Origin of the sequence: Streptomyces sp. NPDC032472 (assembly GCF_040636955.1) — a bacterium.
Classification (GTDB): domain Bacteria; phylum Actinomycetota; class Actinomycetes; order Streptomycetales; family Streptomycetaceae; genus Streptomyces.
Genome location: NZ_JBEZVK010000057.1, coordinates 1 through 25,407, shown reverse-complemented (window position 1 = coordinate 25,407; position 25,407 = coordinate 1). Strand labels below are relative to the sequence as shown.

The following is a 25,407-nucleotide window of genomic DNA, read 5'->3' as shown; positions in this document are numbered from 1 at the left end:
TCACAAAAAATCACCGACCGAATCTGCCGGGGAATCGTGACCTGATCCGCCGAGTTCGGACTGCCCGCGTGGTAGGACAGAGCGGGACGACAGAAGGAGACGTCATGGGCGCGTTGGGTGTGGACTCCGCACTGCTCGGGCTTTTGTTTTCCGCCGCCTGTGTCGGCGTCCTGCTCCTCGTATCCTTGCTTCGGAGGGTGGCGGTCTGGTGGCTGTGGGGAGCAGCTCTGGCGCCTTTGTTCCTGTTCGGCAGGGACTATGCGAAGGTAGGTCTCGATCCGGTGTACCTTATGGATGTCCTGGTCGTACTCGCGCTCCTTGCCGGTTCTCCGGTCTGGGCTTCACGAGCCCTTTCTGAGTCTCGCCTGCGGGGATACCGCATGTGTGCCATTCTGCTGGCCGTCGCCGCGACCCAGGCGGTAGTCCGTGGTGTGGTACAGGGCTATCCGGGCGCGATGAAGGGTTGCATCCTGGGGCTGTATCCCCTTTTCGCCTGGGCCGCCGCGACATGGTTTCTCACGCAGCCCGTCGAGGAGTTCCTCCGGAGGAGATGGGTCCTGTACCTGCCGACCACGGGTGCACTCCTGATGATGGCGCTGGGCCGGTTGGTCATGCCCGCCGCCGTGGGGCTGTACCTGGCGATCGCGGGAGCCTTCGGCATGGTCCTGCGCAAGAGAGGGGACAGTCGGCTGCTTCTGTGGACGCTGATCGGGGCCGCCTGCCTCACGGCGGCAGCCGACAAGCGCGGACCCCTGCTCGCGGTGGGTGCGGCGATTGCCGCGACCGCGCTGGCCAGCCGGGCGTGTCGCCGTAGGACGGTCCAATGGCCCGCGCTGACCTGGAGTTTCCTCATCGTGGGGCTGGTGGCTGTGCTCAGCGTGTCGGTGGCGAACCGGCAGTCTTCGGACCTGCCGGTCGTCGGGGGGCTGGTGAGCCGGATGCAAGCAAGTGAGAACGATGCCGACAGCGAGGCGGCCAACAATGTGGAACTGCGATACGTCATGTGGCGCACGGCACTTGATGTCGCACGGTCCGAGCCACTCCTCGGCACCGGAGCGGGCCGCCCGATCGAGGTCGTGTTCCAGGGTGCGGAGCTCGACAATGCCGCGTCGGGCCCCCACAACTCCTTCGTCGGGTACGTCTACTACCTGGGGTGGCCGGCGGGCACCGCGTTCGCGCTGCTGATCGTGGCGACGTTGTGGCGCACGTGGCGGGCGCGGTCCCATCCTGTCGCGTCCGCCTGGTTCGGGGCGACGGTCGGTGTCTGCTGTATCGCCTTCACGAACGTCGCCTTCGAGACCACGTACATCGGTCTGCCGTCGTGGCTGGTCGTGGCGTGTGCCTTCGCCCTCGTCGGTGTTCCGCGTGCCGCAGTGCCGGCCGGGGACACCGGCTCGGCGCCCCCTCACACGGCAGAGCAGCCCGGGCATCGCCCTTACTCCGGCGCTCTCCGGCCCCGGGCCCTCGGTCGCCACCGCCCATCGGTCCTGGCACTGGTGACCGGTGCTCGCCCTGGATGCCGACCCGCCGTCGCGCGCGGAGGACTGGCGCTCCGCTGTCCACTTGGCCCTTGAGGAGTATCCGATGCACGAAACGCAAACCCTGGGCTTGCGGTCCCCCGGTCCGCCCGGGGGCGCCGTCGAGCGCGCCGGGACTCGGCTCGCCCCGCGGAGACTTCTCGTGAGGTCCTCGGCGGTCGTCCGGGACCGCAGTCGTGGATACGCAAGTGCTCGGCGGCGTGTCCGGTCCGAGAATCCGGACGGCCCATGACGCGTAAGGGGACGGCAGGCGTCTCCGCGTCGCGCGTCCCGGCGTCGCTCCACGGAGAGGCCTCGCTGGCTCTTCTCGGCGTGGTGGGCGGAGCGATCACCGCGCTTGTGGGGTCACTCCTGGTGGCGCGGCTGCTCGCGCCGACCGAGCGGGGCCACTACGCGTCCATCGTGGTGTTCACGACTCTTGCGCTGACGTGTCTTGAGATGGGCGGTGAGGTGGGGGTCCTCAGAGGCCTCGCGGACGTGCGGAAGGAAGGGACGTCTTTCGCTGCCGGTTACTTCGTCTGGACGCTCCTGGCCACCGCTTCGGTGGCCGCCGCCGCGCTCGCGGTGGGCGGTTGGACGCCCCCCTGGTTGCAGCCGTCGTGGCTTCTTCCGTTCTGTGTCACCGCCGCCGTCTACGGCGGACTGGTGTTCAGGCTGACGACCGGGATGCTGGTGAGCAGCGGTCGGCTGCGTCGGTTGATCCTGGCACGGACCCTCGGGAACTGCGGACCGGTCCTCGGCTGTCTGCTCTGCGTTCCCCTCGGGCTCACGACGGCTCTGGATGTGGCCACGGTGTCGTTCGTCGCGCAGGCGGTGGTGAACTCCTTCCTCCTCCTCCGCCTCTCATGTTCCGGAAGACCGCTGCTGCCGTCCGCCCGGCACCGACGGGGGAGGGCGGCGTGGCACCGGAACATGTCCCTCGTCTGGTGCCGGGGGAACGTTGATCTCCATGTCCTCAACGGGTCCACCTACGTCCTGCAGCGTTCCGACCAGATGGCGCTCTCCGTCGTCGGGGCGGACAGGACTCTCGGGATCTACGCCATCGCCACCAATGTCTCCGAGGTCGTCAGCTATCTCCCCGCGGCGCTCTTTCCTCTCGTCTCGCGGGGGCGGCCGGGCCACCCGGTCGAGTTGCGCAGGATCCTGGTGCTGCTCGCCGTCTGCGTCGGAGCCTTCACCCCGTTGGCCTACTTCGCCCTGCCCCTTCTCTACGGTGAGGCCTACCGGGCCGCGCAGCCCGCGGCCCTCCTCCTGGTACCGGCCACGGCTCTCCTGGCGGTGGGGCGCCTCTTCCAGGGCGTTGAGCTTCGTGACGCCGGACGACGCAGGCGCTTGGCAGTGATCGCCGTGGCAGCCGCGGCGACCGAGTTCGCCGCCGTGTCCCTGTTCGGCGGGGCGGGGCCTGCGGCAGCCGCCCTCGCCTGCGCGGCAGGTTACGCCGTCTTCACCGTGTGGATTGCGCTGTCCCGCACGACGACGCCGTCCCGGTGCGCACGGCCTGCGAGGGACACCGTGCCGGTGCAGGGCGGTCTGCCGGCCGGGGACGTGGTCGACGGCCGGAAGGACTGAGCGCGGTGTCCGTGCGCCGGAGCGGGTCGGGCCACTCAGTTCCGGGGACGGCCCAGCAACTCGACGAAAGGCGCATCGGGCCGGCAGGCGGCGAAGTTGTACCCCCGGGTCGGTTCGACCTTCACCGCGGCGATCTCCCGGAGGGTCAGCGGGCGGGGTCTGCCCGGTGACATGACCACCATCCCCATGTCCAGGAGATGACGGCTGACCTTGCAGGTGGGGTCCAGGCCGTGGTCCTCGAACAGGAAGACGACCTCGCGTTCGGCGAGGGTCTCCTTCGCGCCTTCGACGGCCGGGATCTCCGCGCCTTCCACATCCAGCTTCACCACGACGGGTCCGGTCAGTCCGGCGCAGTGGCGTCGTACGAGCGTGTCGATGGTCACCGATGCGACGTCGAACGACCGCCAGCCGTTCCGGCCCGCATCCGCGTCTCTTTCGCACACGGACGCCGCCGCGTGGCACAGATGGTGGCCGACAATGGAGAGCGAGGCGTCGTCCTGTCCCCAGAGGGCGGCGTGGACGGCTTCGACTCCCCCGCCGTTCAGGGCGATGTTGTCCGTCAGCCGGTGGAAGGTCTCCGGGCTCGCCTCCACCGCCACGACGCGTCGGGCCCGGTGGCGGGTCAGCACCGACCAGAAGCCGATGTTGGCGCCACAGTCCAGGACGATCGTCTCGGGTGTGAGCACCCTGTCGAACATGTCTCTGATCTCCGGCTCATAGGCGAAACCGGGATCCAGCAGTTTCATCCAATAGCCGTCATCGAGGTACACGCACAGTCGTGAGCCCTCGCCGATATGGACGGTGACCCGGTTGTCCCTGTCGAAGTGCTTCGACAACATCCATGTCAGGCGCTGGACACCCCGATGGCCGACCGGCCTGGCGGCTCGCGCCAGCAATTGAACGGCGGCTGCCTGGAGACGGGCCCCCACGCCCCCGTGAACCGTCACCTTGCGCGATCTCACGCGGTCCGTACGGTATTCCGTCTTCTTGCTTGCGTCGTTTTCGCGGGTATCGGCCTCAGTGCGACTCATACGCGAAACGTATCCACGGGCGGGATCACAGTTACCGGAGATGAGCGGGCGCACGCATTCGATTCACGCTTTCAGCGGGAAAAGCTGATTTCATTACAACAGCGAGCCCATCACAGTGATACTTCTCGTCGCATCAAGTAAAGCCCCATGCCAAGCGGCCGGTCGTCAAACGCAAACCTTGCGGCCAGGGTTAAAGTGACCACCGCCGATGCGGACGACGAGTGTTCAAGTCGCTTCACCTCCCAAAGGGGCAGCCCACCTATGCCAGTCAAGAGTTATCGGACACTTCACGGAATCCGTGGTGTTGCGGCCCTATGTATCGTCGTCCTGCACTCCCCGCGACTGTTCGGATCGGCCCCGGTCTTCCTGGCACTGGCTGTCGATCTTTTCTTCGCACTGAGTGGCTTTGTGCTGGCCCATGCCTACGAGGATCGCCTCCGTCGCGGGATGACCCCTCTGGCGTTCCTGCGTCAGCGCTGGGCGCGGCTGTACCCGCTCTATGGTGTGGGATTTCTCCTGGGTGTCGCGCATGCAGTATTGTGCATTAAATATAATTCACCCACGGAACATTGGAGTTGGGGGGAGCTGTCCATCACCCTTCCGTTTGCGGCGTTCATGATTCCCGCGCCGGTGGTTCAGGGGCTGTTCCCTCTCAATGGGCCGATGTGGTCGATCTTCTTCGAGCTGCTCGCGAATCTTCTTTGGGTTGTCTTCTGGCGCCCGCTGCAATCCGTTAAGATTCTTTTCGGTACCGTTCTGGTGTGCGGTGGACTTTATGTCTGTGCCTTGATGTACGTCGAAGCCCCGGCGCTGGGCCTTACTTGGACAACCTTTCCCGGGGGGCTGGCGCGGGTGTGTTACTCCTTCGGTGCGGGCCTGCTGGTCCACCGTCTCGAGGGCAAGCTGCGCACGCCGAAGATTCCACCGTTGATGCTGATGGGCGTGCTGCCGGTCATGGCGCTCTTCAGCCCCGGTCCGATCGTGCAACTGCTGTCTGTACTGCTGGTGTTTCCGCTCATTGTCCTGCTCGGCGCGAGTAACGAGCCGAGGGCTGCCGCCCAAGGCATCTACGAATCGTTGGGCAAGGCGTCCTACTGCGTGTACGTACTGCACCGCCCGCTGGCAGCCCTTCTGTATGGGGCCGTCCTGCAGTTCGCCGGATGGCGGCTCGAAGCCATTGCTCCATGGGGCGGACTGGTCTTCCTGGCCGGGCTGGTAGCAGGAGGCCTCGTCCTTACGGACGTGTTCGAAACACCGGCACGACGGTGGCTGACTCGCCGTCTGACCAGAAAGAGCGAGGAACCACTGCGCATCCGGGTCTGCGATGGTCTGCCACGTGATCGCGTCGGGGAGGACTGCCCGACAGCCGCCCAGACACAGGCTTCGGAACGCTCCATGTGAAGGACGCCTCACAGCAGCCGCCCCACACTGCCCGGCGCTGGGCCGGCGGCGGAGATGCTCGTTGCGATCCCTGCCAAGGCTGGGGCCGCGGCCCGCGGCCGCCGGACCGCGCCCCCCGGGCCATGACGCTGAGCCGCCGACCGTTCCATCTGCGCCTCGCGGGCCCGAAGGGGGACGATGCGCCATGACTCGGTCCTGTCAGGGAGACGAGCCTCCAGCGGGCGCGGAGGGGTTCCGCGCAGGTCCGTCTTCTGAGCGGAGACGCCGCTCAGCCGCGGTTTCGCGCGAAGAGCCCGAAGGTGGTGGCCGGACCGAAACGTTCCCCCAAAGCCTGCAGCGCTCCTGATTGAGTCGACCAGTAACGCTGCACCTCCACATCCTGAAAGGCCGGTTCCAGGAGTTTCTGCAGGGCCACCTCGTCCACTCCTTGCCGGACGACGTGGTACTCCGACATATCCGCCTCGTTCGTCTCGTCGTAGTGACCGCGCAGTCGGCGCACCCTGGTGGCCAGGCCGCGGCGCAGTTCGCCCTGACCGAGCCTCCACAGGAGATAGGCGCCACGATCCAGGTTCATGGAGAGTCCTGACCGGCGCGGGTACCACAGTGGGTCCTGGGCGCTGAAGAAACCGCCGCCGGGGGCGATCCGCTGAATGAGATGTCCGACGGCACCCAAGTAGTCTGGGATGTGGTGCAGTACGGAAATGCACACCACGGCGTCGACCGGCTCCGAGCGGAAGATCTCCTTGCCTTCGATGTCATGAACGACGGTGACGTTCGGATTGTTGCGGAAGCGCTGTCGGAGGACCGCCGCGCTGGGGGCGCTCATTTCCGTCACGTCGACCCTTGCCCCGGCCGCCACCAGATGGTCGGTAAAAGTTCCGTGCCCAGCGCCGACCTCGAGGACCCGGCACTGGCCGTTCCGTTCGATGACCTCGCCCACGAGAGTATGCAGGCCCGAGATCACGCGCTCGCGGACGCTGTGATGCCGGATATGCGGAGAGCCGTTCGCATAATCATGCCCATCGCCGTGGGCCCGTTCTTGGAGTTGCCCAATGGTGGGCCTGCTCAAGGTTTCTGTCATGCCGGGACACTATTCCGGTAGCCGCCTTCATGGCCCGTCCCCCCGTGCTTGGGAAACGTAATTCACACATCCGGCCGTAACATGTGTCCGTCGGCACGGCGTGCTTGTCAGGCGATGAGTGTCCTTCAGGTCCATTCTGTTAGGCGCCTCCCGAGTTTTCGCTGTACCGCAGTCGACCGGTTCGCCTGTGGCGCCCTCCGAAAGGAAAATCTCCCGGTGTTTTCCACCGTCTGCGTCGTCGGCCTCGGCTACATCGGCCTGCCCACCGCCGCCGCGCTCGCCACGAACGGGATCGACGTCATCGGCGTCGACGTCAACCCGACCACCGTCGAACTCATCAACGCCGGCCGCGCCCCCTTCGTCGAACCGGATCTGGCGGTGGCCGTCAGCGGCGCCGTGGCCATGGGGAGGCTGCGCGCGACGGGCACACCCGAGCCGGCGGACGCCTTCATCATCGCCGTCCCCACCCCGCTTCAGGAGGACCACACGGCGGACCTGTCGTACGTGAGCAGTGCCGCGGCGGCGGTGGCGACCGTACTCAAGGCGGGTGACCTCGTCATCCTCGAGTCCACCTCACCCCCCGGCACCACCGTGGAGCTGTCCCGGTGGCTGGGCAAGCACCGCCCCGACCTGACGTTCCCCCACGAAGAGGGCGACGCGCCCGACGTGCGGGTGGCCCACTGCCCCGAACGCGTCCTGCCGGGCCGGACGATGATCGAGATCGTGACGAACGACCGTGTCGTCGGCGGCGTGGGGGTGGGCTGCGCCGAACGGGCCCGCGCCCTCTACGAGGTGTTCACAAAGGGGGAGTGCCTGCTCACCGACGCCACCACGGCGGAGATGGCCAAACTCGGCGAAAACGCCTTCCGGGACGTCAACATCGCCTTCGCCAACGAGCTGTCCATGGTCTGCGACCACCTCGGCATCGACGCGGGCGATGTCATCGCACTGGCCAACCGTCACCCCCGCGTCGACATCCTGCGTCCGGGGCCGGGTGTCGGCGGCCACTGCATCGCCGTGGACCCCTGGTTCATCGTCGGCACGGCGCCCCGGCAGTCGCGTCTCATCCGACTCGCCCGCGAGGTCAACGACGAGCGGCCCGACTACGTGCTCGGCGAGGTCGTCCGGACAGCCGGCCGGTTCAGGGACCCCGCGATCGCCTGCCTCGGCCTGGCCTTCAAGGCGAACATCGACGACCTCCGCGAAAGCCCCGCCCTGTACATCGTCACGCAACTCGCCGAGCGGCAGGTCGGCCGTCTGCTCGTCGCGGAGCCGCACATCAGGGAACTGCCGGACTCACTGGCACGCACGGGCCGGGCCGAACTCGTCGACGTCACCACCGCCGTGCGGGACGCGGACGTCGTCGTGCTGCTCGTGGACCACGACTCCTTCCGCGGCGTCCACCGGACCGCCCTGCGCGGGAAGGCCGTGTTCGACACCCGCGGCTTCTGGCGCTGACGCGGCACCGCCCGCGGGGTCCGGCGCGGCGGCGCCGAACTCCGCGGGGCGCCCGCACAGCCCCATCCAGTGCCCGATCGCCCGTACGGTACGGTCCGCGGCCCGCCCGTCGCCGTACGGGTTGACGGCCTTCGCCATCGCGGCGTACGCCTCCCGGTCGTGCAGGAGCCGGTGCACCTCCTTCACGATGTGCTCACGGTCGGTGCCCACCAGCAGGGACGTGCCCGCCCGCAGGGCCTCGGGACGTTCCGTGATGTCCCGCATCACCAGCACGGGCTTGCCGAGGCCCGGCCCCTCCTCCTGGACGCCTCCGCTGTCGGTCAGGATGAGGTGCGCGCGGTTCATCAGCCGGGCGAACGCCCCGTAGGCCAGCGGTTCCGTCAAGCGGATGTTGCCGAGGTGGGCGACCCGGGGCAGGATCGCCGCCCGCACGACCGGATTGGGGTGCAGCGGGAGCACGATGAGGAGTTCGGGCTCGGCACGGGCCAGATCGGCGAGGGCACCGCCGATGGACTCCATTCCACTGCCCCACGACTCACGGCGATGGGCCGTCACCAGCAGGACCCGGCGGGCGGTGTCGTCGAGGTCGGTCAGTGCCGGGTCTCCGTAGTGCGTGTTCTGTCGGACCGCCCAGCGCAGGGCGTCGATGACCGTGTTCCCGGTGACCACGACGGACGACGGGGGCACACCGTCCCGGAGCAGGTTGTCCCGCGCGTGACGGGTGGGCGCCAGATGGATGGAGGCCAGCTGGGTCGCGAGTCGGCGGTTGATCTCTTCAGGGAAGGGGGAGTACCGGTCGTCGGTGCGCAGTCCCGCCTCCAGGTGGGCCACGGGGACCTGGTTGTAGAAGGCGGCGAGGGCCCCGGCGAACGCGGTCGTGGTGTCCCCCTGGACCAGCACCGCGTCCGGGCGCTCGCGCCGCAGCAGGGGACACAGCCCGTCGAGGACGCGCACGGTGATGTCGGCGAGGGACTGGCGCTCGCTGAGGATGTTCAGGTCGTGGTCGGCGCGGATGCCGAACAATGCGTGCACCTGGTCGAGCAGGCCGCGGTGCTGGGCGGTCACTGTCACCGTCGGTCGGAGCATCGAAGACCGGTTGAGGGCTTCGATGACGGGGGCCATTTTGATGGCCTCCGGTCTCGTTCCATAGACGACCATCAGTCTCTTCACTCGAGTCTCCTTCCGAGCGGCGTCGGACCGCGGCCGGGGCGGCCCACACCGGTGGCCGCATTCCCCGGAGCGGGAGAAGCGCTCTCCGGACACCAACGAATCGGTATTCCGTGACAGTGCCCGCCATGCTGGAGGCGTGTTCACCCCTTCGTATGGCGATGTTCGTCCGTCTGGTCCGCTCCGCAGGAAAGATGGAAGTTCCGGTGAAGTGCCCTCCCTACAGTGCGCCGTGGTCCGCGTTTCCCCTCCTGTAAAGGCAGGAAATGAAAACAGTGCTCCTGTCCCCGCGCACCGGTTCCATCACGGTGGGAGAAGTTCCCCCTCCCGAAGCAGCCGTCGGGGCGGTGGTGATCCGCAACGAATGGTCGCTCATCAGCGCCGGTACGGAGCGGGCCACCGTCTCGACCGGCGCGCAGAGCCTCATCGGCAAGGCGCGGCAGCGGCCCGAGCAGGTGGCTCAGGTCCTCAACAGCGTGAAGCGGACGGGCCTCGCCGACACCTACCGGACGGTCCAGGACCGCCTGGACCGTCCGGTGCAGCTCGGATACTCCTGCGCGGGCACGGTCCTGCGGACGGGCGAAGGGGTCGACGACATCCGCCCCGGGATGCGGGTCGCCGCAGCCGGGGCCCGCTACGCCTCGCACGCGGAGATCGTCGCGGTACCCCGCAACCTCGTGGTTCCCGTGCCGGACGGCGTGGACACCCAGTGGGCCGCCTTCGCCACGGTCGGCGCGATCGCGCTGCAGGGAATTCATCAGGCCGAGGCGGTGCCGGGCTCCCGGATCGCCGTCATCGGCCTCGGCCTGGTCGGTCAGATCACGCTCCACCTGCTGCGCGCCTACGGGTACGACGGGCTCGGCATCGACCCCGATCCCGGCATGGTGGCGCTCGCCGAGTCGGCGGGTCTGGTGGCCTTCCCGCGTGGCGCGGACGGCCTGTCCGGCGCCGTCTCCCGGCACTGGGCAGGCGCCGGTGCGGACGCGGTGCTCATCACCGCCGCGACGTCCAGCTCCGACCCCGTCGAGTTCGCCGGCAGTCTCGCCCGTGACCGCGCCACCGTGGTGGTCGTCGGTGACGTCGGCGTCGCGCCGCCACGGTCGTCGTACTACCACAAGGAACTGTCGATCCGTTATGCGCGGTCCTACGGCCCGGGCCGGTACGACCCCCGCTTCGAAGAAGGCGGCCACCCCTACCCCGAGGGCTATGTCCCGTGGACGGAACGGCGCAACCTCGCCGAGGTGCTCCGGCTGCTGGCGACGGGCGTGGTGGACTTCGCCGGGCTGCAGCCGCGGGTCTTCCCCGTCGAGCAGGCGGCCGACGCATACGAGGCGCTGAAGCCGTCGCCCGGCGGCCGCAGCGTCGCCCTGCTGCTGCGCTACGCCGGAACCGCGCAGCTCCCGCCCCGGCCGGCCCCGGAGGCGGGCCCCCGCGCATGGACCTCCCCGCGGGGCACACTGCGGGTCGCGGCGATCGGGGCGGGCAACTTCGCGACGAGGACGCTCTTCCCCGAGCTGGAACGGGAGTCCGGCGTCACGTTCTCCTGGGTCGCCGGCGGGCGGGGACTGTCCGCCGCGCACCAGGGCCGGCGGTGGGGTTTCCGCACCGTCGCGGAGAGCGTCGAGACCGGCCTCGCCTCGGGCGACGCGGACTGCGTGATGGTGCTCAGCCGCCACGACAGCCACGGCGGGTACGCGGCGCGGGTGCTGCGCGGTGGCGCCGCCCTGTACTGCGAGAAGCCCCTGGGCCTCACGGAGAGCGAACTGGAGGACATCGCGGACGCGTGGCTGGCCTCCGGCGCCCCGGCGATGGCCGGGTTCAACCGGCGGTTCGCCCCCGCGGTGCGGGACCTTCGCGCCGCGCTCCCACGGGACACACCCCTCCAGGTGGTCTACCGGGTGTTCGCGGGCCGGCTCCCGGCCGACCACTGGTACTTCGATCCCCGGCAGGGCGGCCGGCTGCTCGGCGAGGTGTGCCACTTCATCGACACCGCGGGTTTCCTGGTCCCGGGGAGGCCGGTCGGGGTGCGGGCCGTCGGTGCGGACGCGAGGGACCCGGCCGCCGCACAGAACGTCACCCTCCTCCTCACCTACGACGACGGGTCGGCCGCCTCCATCGTGTACGGGGGGCTGACCCCGCCCGGCGCCCCCAAGGAACTCCTGGAAGTGGCCACCGACGGGGTGGCGGCCAGGATCGACGACTTCGGCTCGCTCACCGTGTGGAAGGGGGGCCGGGCGGTCACGACGAAGTACCGTGGCGCGCCCAAGGGCCACGCGGACGAGATGCGCTCCCTCGTCCGGCTCGTCCGGAACGAGTCCCTCGACGAGGAGACCGCTGCCGCCGCCGGCTTCGCCCCGGCGCTGTGGAGTTCCCTCGTCGCCTGCCGGGCGGCCCGTTCGCTCACGGAGGACCGCGTCGTGGAGTGCGCCCCCGCCACACCGGCGCTGGCCAGGGCACTGGGGTGCCCGTCGCCCGGTCCCGACGCCGCGGCCGCCGTGCCGAGGCCGGGCGGACAGGCGGCCCGCCCCGGCGGTGGTTCCGCTTCGACCACGGCGGCGCTCTGATGTGCGGTTTCGTGGTCATGCTGAACCGGACCGCGCAGGGCTGGCCGCCGGCGCACCGGGACCCGTGCGCGGCGCTCGCGCACCGCGGCCCCGACGCGAGCGGGCATCTGGATCTGGACGGCGGTAACTGGCACGCTGCGCTGCACTTCCGCCGTCTGGCCGTCGTGGACCTCGACCCGAGGAGCGACCAGCCCTTCGGCTCCCCGGAGCGGGGCGTGATGGTCTACAACGGCGAGATCTACAACGCTCCGTACCTGCGCGAGGTGCTGCGGAAGCGGCACGTGACCTTCACGACCGAGGGTGACACCGAGGTCCTCTACGAACTGCTGCTGCAGCCCGACGCACCGCGGCTGCTCGACGAGGCGGACGGCATGTTCGCCTTCGCCCTCGTCCTGCCCGACGGCGAGGTGCGCTACGGGCGGGACCGACTGGGCGTCAAACCGCTGTACGCGGCCTCGGACGCGGCGGGCCGTCTGGTCGCGCTCGCGAGTGAGATCGAACCGCTGCGGGCAGCCGGGCTGACCGGCGACGCGGACCCGGTCGCGGTGGCGCAGGGCGCCATGTTCCTGTGGACGCCGCCGCCGCGGACCGGCTGGCAGCGCGTTCGTGCCGTCACGGCCGGGACGGTGCTGTCCCGGCGCGCTCCCCGCTATGACGAGGCGTCACCCTGGTGGCGGGCCGGTGCCGCTGTGCCTGCCGCGGACATCGGTGCCGCGGTCCGCGCGTCGGTCGCCCGGCAGGTGCGGGCGGACGTGACGGTGGGGCTGCTGCTGAGCGGCGGGCTGGACAGCACCTGGCTGGGCGTGGAGATGAGCAGGGAGGGCTTCGCCGGACCCGCCTTCGCCGCCCGAGCGCGCACCGCGGCGGCCACCGCGGAGCCGTTCGAGGACGACGCCCCCTACGCCGCCCGGGTCGCCCACTGGCTGGGCCTGCCACTGACGTGGGTCGACCTGGACGTCGACGTGCTGCGCCGGATCCCGGAGCTGGTCACCACCATGGAGCTCCCCTTCGGGGACCCGGCCGCCGTCGCCCTCATGCAGCTCTCCCGCGCCGCACGCGGTGAGGCGACCGTGCTGCTGTCGGGGCTCGGGGTCGAGGAGCTGTTCCTCGGATACGAGCGCTACCAGGCCGTGCTCCTGCTGCAACAGCTCCCCGTGTGGGCGCGCCCCACCCTCGGCGCCGCCGCCTTCGTCCCCGCACCCCGGCGCTACCGGGGCCGTGCGGACAAGTTCGGGCGACTGCTCCACCTCAGCCCCCGCGACTGGTCGTGGGCGACGCAGTCGTACTACTCCGGGCGGGAGTGGGCGGCGCTGTCGCCGCTCGTCGGGCTGGAGGCGGTCACCGAGCGGCATCGCGAGGTGGCAGGCGCCGTGTTGGACGCGGGCGGGACGCCCCTCGCGGCGCTGGCGGAGTGCGACCGGCGGCTGTTCCTGCCGGGGCTGAACCTGCTGTACGGCGACCGCGCGTCGATGCGGGCGAGTGTGGAGCTGCGGGTGCCGTTCCTGGGCGAGTCGGTGGTGGCCTCCGCCCTCGGCGCCGTCGCGGAGGAGCAGCTGCGGCTGGGCGACGGCAAGGCGGGCTTTCGCGCGGCCGCGGTGGCGTCTGGTGTGCCGGAGTTCGTCGCCCGGCGCCCCAAGACGGGCTTCGGGGCGCCGGTACGGTCGCTGCTGCGCGAGCACGGTGACCGTCTGTGGAGAGAGGTACGGCGCTCCCCGCTGTTCGACGACGTCTTCGACCGGCGGACCGCCGACCGCCTCGTCGCCGAACACGTCCGGGGCCAGCGTGACCGGGGGCTCGCGGTGTTCGGGCTGTTCTGCGCGGCCGTGTGGTGGGAGCGGAACGCGGCGGGAGGCGCGGGGCGGACCGCGGACGTCTTGGCGGGCTACGAGGCGGCGGTCGTCGGCTGAGCGGCCGGGGCGGCGGGGTGCCGGCCGGCCGGCAGGACGGCGTGGAGGGCGGTCAGCGCGTCCAGGAGGGGAGCGGCGCTCCATCGGGGCGACTCCCACAGTGCCCTGTTCCCCTGCCAGCCCTTGGCCCGCGCGTCCGTGCCGAGACCGGGATAGCGGTCCGCGACGGCTGCCAGCACGGACCGGGCGAAGTCAGCCTGGACGAAACCGTGATGGGCCACCCACGCCGCCATCCGTACCGCTGTCGCGTCGTTGTTCGGGTCCCGTCTGCTCCGGCCGTCCGCGAAGTAGCGGGGCAGAGGGCCGTCGAACAGGTGCCGCAGGTAGTGGTCCACCCCCCGTTCGAGAGGGCGCCGGACGTCGATGCCGAGCAGCGTTCCCGCCTGTTCGAGGCGCAGCAGTACGTACCCCGTGTGGAAGCCGTCCACCCAGCCCAGCCGCGGGCCCCGTCCGTACGGCCACGAACCGTCGGGGCGCTGACCGTCCAGGCTCACCTCCACCGCACCGCGGGCGGCGTCGACCAGGCGGTCCGCCAGTCCGCCGGGCAGCGTCCCGGTGCGGGCCAGGCGGGCGGCGAGCGCGGCACCCATGAGGTTGGCGTTGTGGACGAGGACGTCGCCGGCCGGTGTGTAGGTGAAGAACTCGCCGTTGTGCAGGTGTTCCAGGAGCCCGTGGGCGAGCGACCGTACTGCCTCGTCGCCGAGCGTTCCGGTGTCCAGACAGCCGTCCGCGCAGAAGGTGGTGGCCACGAGGTTGGGGACGGTGGCGGGGTAGTACGCCCAGCGGGTCTGCACGTCGAACTCGTAGCGCCACAGCCCGGCGTAGCGCCCGGACAGCTGCTCGGCGGCCGCCAACCCGCCGAGCCGCAGGGCGCGCTCCCGCCACACGGGGGAGGCCGAGAGCCGGGCGCAGGCGCCGGCCGCGGTTCCGGCGGCCGTCGCGGTGCGCAGCGGGCGGATGCCCAGGACCGGACGCAGGTCGATCCGGCTGCGTTTGACGGCCTGCAGGAGCGCCTGCCGAAGCACAGGGTGCACGGCCAGCCGTCCCAGCGGGCCGGTCAGCCCGTCGTACGGGTCCGGGCCCGCCCAGTCGCGGGCGTCGGCCCACCGGAAGAGCCGGTCTGCCAGGGCGAGGACGTCCGTGGCCTCGCGGGGCGAGCCGAGGCGGTCCCCGGCGGCGTGGTGGTCCGGGCCGAAGCGGTCTCGGGGTGAGTGGTCGGTGGGGGTTCCGGGCGGCATGGGCCCTCCAGGAGGATCGCCAGTGCTGGGGATGTCGTCGGTGCCGTCGAGTGGGGAGCGGGGCCGGCAGCTGCTCAGTAGGCGCCCCTGCCCGCTACGACGGCTCCCACCGTCCGGCACAGCACCCCGAGGTCCACGGACGGGGACCAGTTGTCCACGTACCTGAGGTCCAGGGCGACCGTCTCGTCCCAGGAGAGGTCGGAGCGGCCGCTGACCTGCCACAGGCCGGTGAGCCCCGGTTTGACGGCCAGCCTGCGCAGCTCCACCTCGTCGTACCCGGCGACTTCGTCGGGCAGCGGCGGCCGCGGGCCGACCAGGGACATGTGGCCCTGCACCACGTTGAACAGTTGGGGCAGCTCGTCCAGGGAGTAGCGGCGCAGCACCCGGCCAACACGGGTGATCCGGGGATCGCGGCGGATCTTGAACATCCGGCCGTCCTGCTCGTTGGTCCCGGTCAGCTGGTGCCTCAGCCGCTCCGCGTCGGTGACCATGGTGCGGAACTTGGCCATGGTGAACGGTTTTCCGCCGCGGCCGATGCGTGTCTGCCGGTACACGATGGGGCCCGGGGAGTCCAGCCGTACGGTGAGGGCGACCGCCACGAACACCGGGGCGAGCAGCACGATCAGCAGCGCGGCGCCCAGCCGGTCCGTCACCGCCTTGAGCAGCGTCGCAAGCCCCCGCCTCAGGGGCGGGGCCACGTTCAGCATCGTGAGCCCGGCCACGGAGAGGACGCCCACCCGGCGCCCGGCAACCTCGGTCAGGCCCGGTACGACCACGAGCGGGCGCTCCTCGCTGTGCAGGGCCCACGACAGCCGCCGCAGGCGCGTTCCGCTCATGTACGGTCCCGGCACGACGAGGACCGCGTCCACGTTGAGCAGCCGGACCGCCTCCAGCACCGGGATGGAGTCAGCCGACATGTGCCCCGGTGCCTGCCTGCCGAGGCGGGCGGCGACCGGGGCCAGCGCATGCGGGTCCTCGTCGCCGACCGGGCACACCCCGACGACGACGAGCTCGTGGTCGGTTCGCTTCGAGAGGTGGCTCACCAGGCCGTCGACAGCGTTCGCCTCCCCGATCACCAGGGCCCGGCGGACGGTCCGGCCGTCGCGGCGTCGAGCCACCAGATGACGGTGGATCAGCGCGTGCACGACGGTGCTCGTCGGCGCGCAGGGCACCAGGGCGGCGAGTGCGACGAGGAACGGGGACTCCTCGCCCGTCGCCGCCCGCACCACCGCGAGCAGTCCGACCAGCACCAGCCAGTCCTGCAGCGCGGGGCCGGTGCTGTCGCGCTCACCGAGACGGCGCTCGTAGTAGCGGCCCCGTGCGCCGCGCACGAGCAGCCATGCTGCGGCCGCCACCGTCGCGTAGGCCGCGGCATGCGTGCTGCCGGCCAGCGCGAAGGCCAGATACACCGGCACGGCGGCGCCGGCCGCTTCGCCGATGACGGCGGCCGGCGCGTACCAGAGGGGCTTGCCGGTGCGGCGCCTGGTCGGCGGCTGCTCCCGGATAGCCTGTGTCTGCGCAGGTCTTGCCACTGGTACGCGGGGCATTGTCTCCTCGAACAGCCGCATTCGCCCTCCAAGCGCGTCAAAAAGGGACTATTCGAGTGTGTATGGCTGTCCACTGAACAGCAGGGCGCGACGCTGGGCCGCGGGCAACTCTCACCCGTTGAGCAGAGCTCTATGCCCTGTGCATATGCAGACGCCGGGGCCGGGCGGCGCGGAGTCCCCGGCAGGGTGCTTCTGTGGGAGGGCGCTGCAGGGCGGTGCGGTCCGCCGGTGACCGGCGCACGGGTGAGGGGGCGTACGAACCCCGCCTGCTTCACGTGCTCCGGCTCCGGTTCGCTCTCCGTGTCCGCCTCACCCGCAGGGCCGACCGGCATCTTCACGGAGTCGCGGAGCAGCGGGGCGACGTCCACGGCCGCCCTCCGGTTCAGCCGCCGGGGGCCGCCCGTCTGTCAGGCCGGGACCAATACCACGCGGAACATTCTGGGCCAGAACTTCCCGGTGATCAGGAACTGATCCGTCCCGGGGACCGCCGCGATGCCGTTCAGCATGGACCCGGGGACGAGCTCGTCGTCGCGCAGCAGGCCCGAGGCGTCGATGCTCGCCGTCACCGCTCCGGTGGCGGGATCGATGCGCACGATGCGGTTGGTGAAGAGCACGTTGGCGTACACGGCGGCGCCGACGCACTCCAACTCGTTCAGCTCCGTCACCGGCCGGCCCCCTTCGGTCACGGTGACCTCGCCCGTCTTCGCGAGCGTCCCGGGGTCACGGAACGTCAGCCGTGACGAGCCGTCGCTGGTCACCAGCCGGTGCCGGGCCCGCTGGAGGCACACGCCCCAGCCGTCGTCCGGGTACGGGACGCGACGCAGCTCCGCGAGCGTCTTGGCATCGCGCTCGATGGCGGTCCGGTTCCGCCAGGTGAGCTGCCACAGGGTTCGGCCGAGCACGGTGATGCCCTCACCGAACAAGGGCGCGGGGAGTGCCGCGCGGACCGTGGGCTTCTTGCCCGGAGGCCCTGCCCGTACCGAGGACCGGCCGGAGATGCCGGTGCCTTCGTAGAGCGTGTCGCCAGCCATCTCAAGTCCCTGGGTGAACGCCTGCGGGTCGTGCGGAAGGGTCTTGAGCACCTTGACCCGCAGGTGCTCGACCCGGTGCACCGCGGCCTGCCGCCCACCCAGGGCTCGGCCTGCCGGGTCGTCGGGGGCGCGGTCTGCCGGGGGGCGTGACGCGAGCAGCAGCGAGGCCGCGAGCACGGCCCCCGCCGTGCGGCGCACACGCTCAGACACTGCAGGCACCTGACGACTTGAGCATCGTCCGCAGCGGCGTGACCAGGGACTGCCGCAGCAGTGTCGGGGCGCCGTCCGCGTGCGGCTCCAGCAGATGCAGCACCAGGGTGCGGCGGGAGCCCACGGGCAGCTCCAGGTCCAGCGTGAACACGGAGTGGCCGCGTTCGACGCCGGACGCGAGCAGCGCGCGGCGGCCATCCAGGGTTGCGTCGGCGAGGGTGGCTCCGACCCCGGCGTAGTACGACACCTGGAGGCGGTTGTCACCCGGCCGGGTGCGGTAGGGAGGGGAGTCAGCCCTGATGGTCACGTAGTCGGGCAGGCCGGAGGCCGGCGCCCGGTTGGTCAGGGTCATGGTCACGGTGACCGCGCGGGCGCTGCCGGAGCAGGCACCCGCTTCCCAGGTCAGGCTCCGGTCAAGGTAGTAGTCCAGCTTGCTGCCGGCCGCGTTGTTCACCACCAGTCCCGCGAAGGGGCCAGGGGCGTTGGGGAGCGTGCCCGAGTAGGGGCGGGACTCCAGGAGGCGCTGCTCCGCCGCATGCGCGCTCCACACCTTCAGCCGTCCGTCCCCCTGGGCGTCGTTCAGGGCGACGAGCAGGGCGGGCAGTCGGCGCGTGTCGTCGAGTGCCCCCATCAGCCGTGCGGCGGCGGAACGGGCGGCGTCGACGAAGAACGCCTTGCGCCGGGCGATGTCGTCGTACTTCGCGTAGCTGGCCCGTTCGGTGAGGTCCACGACGTTGTCGGCGGTGAGTTCGGTGCCGTCGGCCATGCGGGCCGGGCCGGTGACCTGCAGGAGACGGCTCAGTGTGACCGGGTCGACGGCGATCGCCCCGTCCACGCGTTCGCCGGTGTGCTTGCGCCATGCCGCTGCCCAGATGCGGGCCGCGTAGGGGAAGTGCGGGCTCATGTTGGAGTTGGGCCACACGTGGGTGGGGTCGCTACCCGCGTAGCGGGCGTTGAACTCGGCTCCGAGGTCGATGTCCGGCTTCGCCGTTTCCATCTCCGTGTTGTTGCCGAACCGCTCGAAGGACAGTCGGCCGCGGTCGGCCCGCAGCACGGCGAAGGCACCCGGAAGACCCCCGGTGCCGCGCGCCTCGGCGATGTTCTGGAACGCGAGGAAGTAACGTCGTTGTCCTTGCGTGCCGAGCATGGACGGCAGGACGCGGGCCGCCAGGGAGGCGTCGGTCATGGCCGGGGCGAGGCGGTCGAGCTGCTGTTGCAGCGCGGCACGGGCCCGGTCGGCCGCCGGCAGCCAGGTGGACCGGGGCAGACCGTGCACGTCGGTCCGCACCTCGGCAACGACGTCTGCGGCCCGGGCGATTTCCGGGCCGTGCCGCTGCAACGCCGCGAGGGCCTCGGACATCCCGCCGCCGCTTCCGTGCGGCGTGGACGGCGGCAGGACGCCGGTCAGCGGAGACAGCACGTCGCTGGCCAGCCGGTCCGCCGCGTATGCGGCGCCGCGCACGGTTCTGACGGGACCCCCGAGGAAGGGCAGCTCGGCGGCGGAGTACCAGGCCGGCCCGGTGGTGAGAAGATGCGCCCGAGCCGCGTGGACGGCAGCCGAGCGCACTGCCTGTTCCGGTACCCGGGCGGGCGCGGGCGCGGTCGCCTTTCCGGCGGCGGAGCCGGGCGCCGTCGCGACCGCCACCAACTGCCGCAGCGCGTCGAGGTCCCGCCCAGCCTCGGTCAGCTCCGAACGCGCGAGCAGCCCGGTGACACCGATCCAGACGGCGCCGGCCAGCGGGAGCGCCGCGGCGGTCAGCAGGGTGTTCCTGAGCACGCGACGGCGGCCCGGTACCCCCTCGCGGGAGCGGCCGGGCCTGCGGAAGGCGTCTCGGCCGGGACCGGGACGCCGTGGTTCCGCCGTGCCGATGTCTTGCTCCGTCATGAACTGCGGCGACGGCGCACGGCCAGCATCGTGCCCCCGCCCGCCGCAATCAGCCCGGCCGTGATGCCGCTCACTGCCAGGGCCTGGCTGCCGGTGGCAGCCAGGGCCTGCTCGCTGCCGGTGCCAGCCAGGGCTTGCTCGCTGCCGGTGGCAGCCAGGGCCGAGCGATGATGGGAGTTCCCCCGTCCGGCGGAGTCGTGCTGGCCGGGCCCACCCTGTCCGTCACGATGGTCGGATCCGTTCGATCCGTCGGACCAGTCGGACTGCTCGGGCCCCCTGCCACCCTGCTCATGTCTCACGCGCAGCACCTTGATGTGGGCGAAGAGCTGGAGCCTGGACTTGGGGCCCTCCAGCTCGAAGGTGTGGTCCCCCGGCGTGGTCTTCCGCGGGATGGTGACCTTGCCCGTGACAACTCCCTCCGCGTCCGCCCTGAACCTGCCCAGGACGACCTCATGCGAGTGCAGTTCCGCCACTACCTGCTCGAAGGGGGCGAAGCAATTGCCCCTGAACGTCAGCGTGCCCCCGGCAGGCACCACGGTGCGGCTGAGGGTGAGCTGCCGGGGCACCGGCGGGTACGAGTGGCACCTTGGAGAAGGCGGCTGTGCGTGGGCGGTCTGCGCCCCCACCAGCGGTGCGGCAACGAGCACAGCAGCTGATACTGCCGATGTCAGCGCAACCCGCCATCTGGGCGATGTCGTCATCTTCTTCACTCTCCTCGACTTCAGTCCGGGCCAGGCCGCAACGTCGCCCGTAAGCAACATCTGGATACCAACATCTGGATACATGGAATAAATGGGACATATAGCACCGACTGGCGTGGCGCTGTTCAGAAGTCACCCGATGGTGTAGCGCTTGCTTCTCGATGGCCCACGCCGTCACCCCCGGCGGGCCGATGTGCGTTCGCGCGGGTCGTTTGGCGGGCGACATAGGGGTGGCTCCCCCGGTTGACACGCGCGAGTCCCTATCGTCGGCTGCGTACATAGGGAACAGAACATCCCATTTCGGGTGGTTCCCTCGGTCCCATGAGGGGTGCAGCTTGGATCTCCACGGATTCCTGAAAGCTCTTGCCAGACGCTGGCCGACCGTCGTGGTCTGTCTGCTTCTCGCTATCGGGGCGGCGCTCGCCGTGACGAGCTTGAGCACACCCGTCTACGAGGCGAGGACCCAGCTCTTCGTCGCCACGCGCACCGGCGAGGACACCGCCCAACTGAACCAGGGGCAGACCTTCTCGCAGGCGCGCGTTCAGTCGTACGCCGCGATCGTGACCACCCGTCAGGTGACCCGGCCCGTGGTGGAGGAACTGCGGCTGCGCACCACTCCGGAGGAACTGGCATCGCGGATCACCGCCGTCGCCCCGCTCAACACCGTGCTCATCGACATCACCATCCGGGACACCGAGCCCAAGCGTGCGGCGCGCATCGCCAATGCCGTGGCGCAGCGGTTCAGCGCGGTGGTCGAGCGACTGGAGGCGCCCAAGCGCACACCCGGCTCGGAGCGGTCGGGAAAGAGCCGCCGTACGGACGACGGCACCTCGCCCGTCTCCCTGGGCGTCACCCAGGAAGCCGTCGCCCCCGTCGGCCCGGTCTCACCCCGCCCACTGCTGAACCTGGCCGCGGGAGTGCTCGGCGGCCTGCTGCTCGGTGCCGGACTCGTCGCCCTGCGTGAGACCCTCGACACCACCCTCAAGACCAGCGAGGCGCTGGGCGAGTTCACCACGCTGCCGGGTCTCGGCACCATCCCGTACGACAGGAACGTCCCCAAGCAACCGCTCGTCAGCGCCGACGGGCACTCCCCCCGCGCCGAGGCCATCCGCAAGCTGCGCACCAACCTGCAGTTCTCGCAGGTCGACGACCCGCCCCGGATCATCGTGGTGACGAGTTCGATGCCCGGTGAGGGCAAGACCAACACGGCAGTGAACCTTGCCCTCTCGCTCGCCGAGGCAGGTGTCTCCACCTGCCTCGTGGACGGCGACCTGCGCCGTCCGTGTGTGGCCTCGACCTTCGGTCTCGTCCAGGATGCCGGTCTGACCACGGTGCTCATCGGACAGGCCTGCATCGAGGACGTGATGCAGCAGGTCGGCGGCGGGCTCTCGGTGCTTGCCAGCGGCGCCGTACCACCGAATCCCACGGAGCTGCTCGCCTCGGCGCGGATGGAAGAGGTGCTGCGCGACCTGGCGGGCACCTACGAGGTCGTGATCGTCGACACCGCACCGCTGCTGCCCGTCGCCGACACCGTCGGACTCGCCTCGCTCGCCCAGGGCGCGCTGCTCGTCGTCCGCGCCGCGAAGACCAGCCGGGAACAGGTCCGCACCGCCGCGGAATCGCTGGACCGCGTGGGTGTCCGCGTCCTCGGCACCGTCTTCAACATGGCGCCGGTCCCCAGGGGCGACCGCTACGGCACCTACGGGTCGTACGGCGCGCTGCCCGCTCCTCGCGTGGCGGATTGCCAGAAGGAGGACGCCGCGGCCGCGGCGACGCATCTCGCGGGTGAGAAATGACCCGGATCCTGTTCGTCTGCACGGGCAATGTGCACCGCTCGGTGCTCGCCGAACGGCTGCTGGCCGCGAGGCTTCCGCCCGGCTCAGCCGTGCGGCCGGAGAGCGCAGGCACCGAGGCGTGGCCCCGGCCCGGCATGGAGAGCTCCACCAGGGCAGTGCTGGAGAAGCTGGGCGGTGACGGCTCCGGCTTCGCGGCCCGCCCGCTCACCGCGCAGCTCGTCGGGGAAGCGGCGCTGGTCCTCGGGCTCGCCATCGAGCACCGGGAGGCAGCGGTGCGGCTCGCGCCGTCGGCGATGCGGCGCTGCTTCACCCTGAAGGAGTTCGTACGTCTCGCCGTGGGGGGAGTCGACGAAGTGCGGGGCGGGGAAGGTGCGGCGACCGCGCAGGGCGGCGTACCGGATGGGGAGGGCCCGCGGGTCGTGGACGGTTTCGACGTCGTAGTCGCGGCCGCGGCCGGCCGTCGGGGTGCCGCCGCCCCGGTCCCGCTGGCCGAGGATGACGTCGCGGACCCGCGGGGGAGGCCCCACCCTGTGCTGTACGGGTGCGCCCGCGAGATCGACGGGGCGGTGAGCGCGCTCGCCCGGCTGCTGGGCGGCGGGGCGAGCGTCTGAATCGAGGGTGCATGGGGCTTCCACTCCGATCACGGATCGCCCCATACGCGTCGTGGCAGTTCGCAGAGCTGTGTTCCGAGCTTGGGGTCATGCGCTCGATGGGCGCGCGGCAGCAGTGCGGACAACGCGACCTGCGAGAGCTTCCACACGTCCCTGAAACGCGAGAGCCTCCAGATCGCCCACGACCAACCAGGGCTCTCGCCACCAAGGTGACGCTGCCGCCTGCAGGACCACCGTTGCACGATGCCTGAGCCGCCCCGAAGTTTCCGGACACCGGACCAACTGGTACTCCAGTGCGGTTTCGTGATCTCTCCGGAGAATCCGTCAGTTGACCGTCGCCGGTAGTGGTTGCGGCGGGCTGTTGCCTGGTGTTGTCGGCGCCAGTTGGACCAGTGCAGCATCCTGGCTGGTGTCACGGCTGGTGGGTTGAGGACTACGGCGAGCAGGTGGCGGACCTCCGGGACGGTCAACGCGATCGGGTCGCTGCCGCGAATGTGGTGGTGCGGGTCGGTGGGCCGCCTTGGGGCCGTGCTGGCGGCGATGGCGGTCAGGAAGGCCAGGGCGAGCATGGCGAGCGTGATGTGCCGGTGCCAGGCGGTCCAGTGGCGGACCTGGTAGTGGTCGAGTCCGACCTGGCCCTTGGCGGCCTGCACCTTGCCGCTGCGCACCGAGACCAGCCGCCGAGACCAGCCGGTAGTAGGCACTACCGGCTGGTCTCGGCCTGCGAGTCCTCCTACACGAACAGGAAGTACGGCACGAGGACGGCGGGCACACCGAGCGGCAGACCGGTGGCGCTCCGGCGACGGCGGTGACGCCCGCGTCGCCCGCCGGCTGTGGCGTTCTTCATCGAGAGGTGTACTCCCTGCAAATCACCGTGGATCAGGCAGGTCAGCGCTGCAGGGTGAGGACGCCCGGCCGGTACGGCAGTCGGTCGTATGGGCCGCCCGCGTTGGGGGACTTGCCCTGGTAGAGGAATTGCAGGTTGCAGGGGTCGATGGTCATGGTCTGGTCGGGGTTGTCGCGGACCAGATCACCGTGGCTGATGTCATTGGTCCAGCTGGCACCGCTGTTGGCCTTGCCGGCGAAGGGGTTGCTCTCGCTGGCGGCCTGCGGGGTCCACGAACCGCTCAGGCTGGAGGCCGTGAACGAGCGGAAGTAGCGCTGCTCATTCGCACCCCGGGCCTCGACGATCATGAGGTACTGGTTCTGGCCCTGGACCTTGTAGACCTGCGGCGCCTCGAACAGGTTCTTCGCCGTGTCGCTCATGACCGTCGTGTACGACGAGCCGAAGCTGCCCGGGAAGTTCCCGATCGGCATGCTCGCCCGGTAGATCTTGCCGTTGTCACCGGCGAAGAACAGGTACATGTTCTGGTCGTCGGCGATCAGGGTCTGGTCGATCGGGCCGGTGCCGGAGTCGGGGAGGCTCCCGGTGAACAGCGGCTGCGGCGCGGACCAGCCGTTGGGGTTGGTGGGATCACTGGACGTGCGGTAGCTGAAGGGCGACGCACCCCACTGGTACGCCAGCACCCAGATCTTCTTCGGCGCGAAGTAGAACAGCGTGGGCGCCACCGCGTTCTGGTTCATCTTGGTCTGGCCGGCCGACGCCATGTCCGACCAGTTCGTGAAGGGACTGAACGCCATCGAGCCGTACGAGGTTCCCTCTGCGCTCGACGCGTAGACCAGGTGCTTGCCGTTGTGCACCACGTGGGTGAAGTCCTTCACCGCGGCCCAGCCGTTCGACGGCTGTGCGAGGGCACCCGTCGAACTCCACTTGTACGTCGAGGGAAGAGCACACGTGCCGCCGCCCGTCCCGGACAGGGCGGTCCACTTCTGGTTGTCGACGGACGCGCAGGAGTACAGCTGGATCCTGGTGCCGTTGGCGGTGGCCGCGCCGACGGCGTCGAGGCACAGGCCGGACTGGACGCCGGTGATCGTGCCGTTGGTGTTGATCTTCCACTGCTGGTTGGCGCCGCCGTTGCAGTCCCAGATGACCACCCTCGTGCCGTTGCTGGTGCCCTTGGCCATGGCGTCCAGGCACTTGTTGCCGTTGATCACCAGCTGCTTGCCGGAGGTGTAGGTCCAGCGCTGGTTCGTCTGTCCGTTGCAGTCCGACAGCTGCGCCTGGGTGCCGTTGACAGGGGTGGAACCGTTGATGTCGATACAACGACCGGAGGGGACGCCCTTGATCTGCCCGGTACCGGTTCCGCCGGGCTTCCCGCCCGGGGCGGTACCGGAGGCGGCCTTGAGGGCGTTCATGACGGTGGTGTAGGCGGCCTTGGGGTTGCCGTTGTTGTCGAACAGCAGGGGGCTCTCGCCGCTGCGCCAGGAGTCGCTGTCCCGGATGCCCCATACCGTGAGGCCGGTGCACCGGGTCACGGACAGGCAGGCGTTGACCGCGTTGGCGTAGTGGGTGGGCGACGCCTGGGCGATGTCCAGCTCGGTGATCTGGACGTCCACGCCCAGGGCGGCGAAGTTGGACAAGGTGGTCTGGAAGCTGGACGGTGGGCCGCCGGGGCCGAAGTGGCTCTGGAAGCCGACGCAGTCGATCGGCACGCCGCGGGACTTGAAGTCCCTGACCATGCTGTAGACGCCCTGGGTCTTGGCGTCCGACCAGTTCTCGATGTTGTAGTCGTTGTAGCAGAGCTTGGCCGAGGAGTCGGCCGCCCGGGCGG

At 70.3% G+C, this 25,407-nt stretch carries 16 protein-coding genes and 2 pseudogenes; 9 read left to right on the top strand and 9 right to left on the bottom strand.

Annotated features, from left to right (window positions below; all coding sequences use genetic code 11):
- Positions 1-104 precede the first annotated feature (104 nt).
- Complete coding sequence (locus tag AB0F11_RS29025; protein WP_362179802.1) at positions 105-1,574, top strand: O-antigen ligase family protein; 1,470 nt, start codon at positions 105-107, stop codon at positions 1,572-1,574.
- 192 nt (positions 1,575-1,766) lie between these two features.
- Complete coding sequence (locus tag AB0F11_RS29020; protein ID WP_362179800.1) at positions 1,767-3,107, top strand: hypothetical protein; 1,341 nt, start codon at positions 1,767-1,769, stop codon at positions 3,105-3,107.
- A gap of 35 nt (positions 3,108-3,142) precedes the next feature.
- Here the strand turns inward: AB0F11_RS29020 and AB0F11_RS29015 are convergent, their stop codons facing one another.
- The gene (locus AB0F11_RS29015; RefSeq protein ID WP_362179798.1) at positions 3,143-4,138 is read right to left on the bottom strand and encodes an FkbM family methyltransferase; all 996 of its coding nucleotides are present in this window, start codon (positions 4,136-4,138) and stop codon (positions 3,143-3,145) included.
- A gap of 261 nt (positions 4,139-4,399) precedes the next feature.
- Here AB0F11_RS29015 and AB0F11_RS29010 point away from each other — a divergent pair, with 261 nt between their 5' ends.
- On the top strand, positions 4,400-5,539 hold the full coding sequence (locus AB0F11_RS29010; RefSeq protein ID WP_362179795.1) for an acyltransferase: 1,140 nt from the start codon (positions 4,400-4,402) through the stop codon (positions 5,537-5,539).
- A 268-nt stretch (positions 5,540-5,807) separates the two neighbouring features.
- Here the strand turns inward: AB0F11_RS29010 and AB0F11_RS29005 are convergent, their stop codons facing one another.
- Positions 5,808-6,620 carry a class I SAM-dependent methyltransferase gene (locus tag AB0F11_RS29005; RefSeq protein ID WP_362179792.1) on the bottom strand — a complete coding sequence of 271 codons (813 nt, stop codon included), beginning with the start codon at positions 6,618-6,620 and terminating at the stop codon, positions 5,808-5,810.
- Positions 6,621-6,701: 81 nt separating this feature from the next.
- Between AB0F11_RS29005 and wecC the strand changes: the two are divergent.
- Positions 6,702-8,015: pseudogene (gene wecC, locus AB0F11_RS29000) on the top strand (UDP-N-acetyl-D-mannosamine dehydrogenase); the annotation flags it as partial.
- Here wecC and wecB read toward each other — a convergent pair.
- Positions 7,917-9,248, bottom strand: coding sequence for a UDP-N-acetylglucosamine 2-epimerase (non-hydrolyzing) (gene wecB, locus AB0F11_RS28995; protein ID WP_362179790.1), 1,332 nt, complete (start codon positions 9,246-9,248; stop codon positions 7,917-7,919). The pseudogene wecC and the gene wecB sit on opposite strands and share 99 nt — an antisense overlap.
- Positions 9,249-9,511: 263 nt before the next feature.
- Here wecB and AB0F11_RS28990 point away from each other — a divergent pair, with 263 nt between their 5' ends.
- Together AB0F11_RS28990 and AB0F11_RS28985 are read left to right on the top strand one after the other, a co-directional pair.
- Entirely contained in the window at positions 9,512-11,809 is a 2,298-nt protein-coding gene (locus tag AB0F11_RS28990) for a bi-domain-containing oxidoreductase (protein ID WP_362179787.1), read from the top strand.
- A gap of 17 nt (positions 11,810-11,826) precedes the next feature.
- Positions 11,827-13,716, top strand: coding sequence for an asparagine synthase-related protein (locus AB0F11_RS28985; RefSeq protein ID WP_362179784.1), 1,890 nt, complete (start codon positions 11,827-11,829; stop codon positions 13,714-13,716).
- Here the strand turns inward: AB0F11_RS28985 and AB0F11_RS28980 are convergent.
- The 5 genes from AB0F11_RS28980 to AB0F11_RS28960 all read right to left on the bottom strand — a co-directional run bounded on the left by AB0F11_RS28980 (position 13,692) and on the right by AB0F11_RS28960 (position 20,337).
- Positions 13,692-14,954 (bottom strand): hypothetical protein, encoded by a 1,263-nt coding sequence (locus tag AB0F11_RS28980; protein ID WP_362179781.1) that lies wholly within the window; start codon positions 14,952-14,954, stop codon positions 13,692-13,694. The two genes, AB0F11_RS28985 and AB0F11_RS28980, sit on opposite strands and share 25 nt — an antisense overlap.
- A gap of 74 nt (positions 14,955-15,028) precedes the next feature.
- Positions 15,029-16,486: a sugar transferase gene (locus AB0F11_RS28975; protein WP_362179779.1), complete on the bottom strand. Its 1,458-nt coding sequence runs from the start codon at positions 16,484-16,486 to the stop codon at positions 15,029-15,031.
- 422 nt (positions 16,487-16,908) lie between these two features.
- Positions 16,909-17,742: a glutaminyl-peptide cyclotransferase gene (locus tag AB0F11_RS28970; RefSeq protein ID WP_362179776.1), complete on the bottom strand. Its 834-nt coding sequence runs from the start codon at positions 17,740-17,742 to the stop codon at positions 16,909-16,911.
- Positions 17,735-19,519 (bottom strand): DUF4012 domain-containing protein, encoded by a 1,785-nt coding sequence (locus tag AB0F11_RS28965; protein ID WP_362179773.1) that lies wholly within the window; start codon positions 19,517-19,519, stop codon positions 17,735-17,737. The genes AB0F11_RS28970 and AB0F11_RS28965 overlap by 8 nt, the downstream gene beginning before the upstream one ends.
- Positions 19,520-19,623: 104 nt before the next feature.
- Complete coding sequence (locus AB0F11_RS28960; protein WP_362179771.1) at positions 19,624-20,337, bottom strand: LPXTG cell wall anchor domain-containing protein; 714 nt, start codon at positions 20,335-20,337, stop codon at positions 19,624-19,626.
- A gap of 152 nt (positions 20,338-20,489) precedes the next feature.
- Here AB0F11_RS28960 and AB0F11_RS28955 point away from each other — a divergent pair, with 152 nt between their 5' ends.
- The 3 genes and pseudogenes from AB0F11_RS28955 to AB0F11_RS28945 form a co-directional block, all read left to right on the top strand.
- Positions 20,490-22,124 carry a polysaccharide biosynthesis tyrosine autokinase gene (locus tag AB0F11_RS28955; protein ID WP_362179768.1) on the top strand — a complete coding sequence of 545 codons (1,635 nt, stop codon included), beginning with the start codon at positions 20,490-20,492 and terminating at the stop codon, positions 22,122-22,124.
- On the top strand, positions 22,121-22,735 hold the full coding sequence (locus AB0F11_RS28950) for a low molecular weight phosphatase family protein (RefSeq protein ID WP_362179766.1): 615 nt from the start codon (positions 22,121-22,123) through the stop codon (positions 22,733-22,735). The genes AB0F11_RS28955 and AB0F11_RS28950 overlap by 4 nt, the downstream gene beginning before the upstream one ends.
- 38 nt (positions 22,736-22,773) lie before the next feature.
- Positions 22,774-22,906 (top strand): annotated as a pseudogene (locus AB0F11_RS28945) (IS3 family transposase); the annotation flags it as partial.
- 717 nt (positions 22,907-23,623) lie between these two features.
- Here the strand turns inward: AB0F11_RS28945 and AB0F11_RS28940 are convergent.
- Positions 23,624-25,407: non-reducing end alpha-L-arabinofuranosidase family hydrolase (locus AB0F11_RS28940; protein WP_362179763.1), on the bottom strand; the 1,784-nt coding region annotated here is incomplete at its 5' end.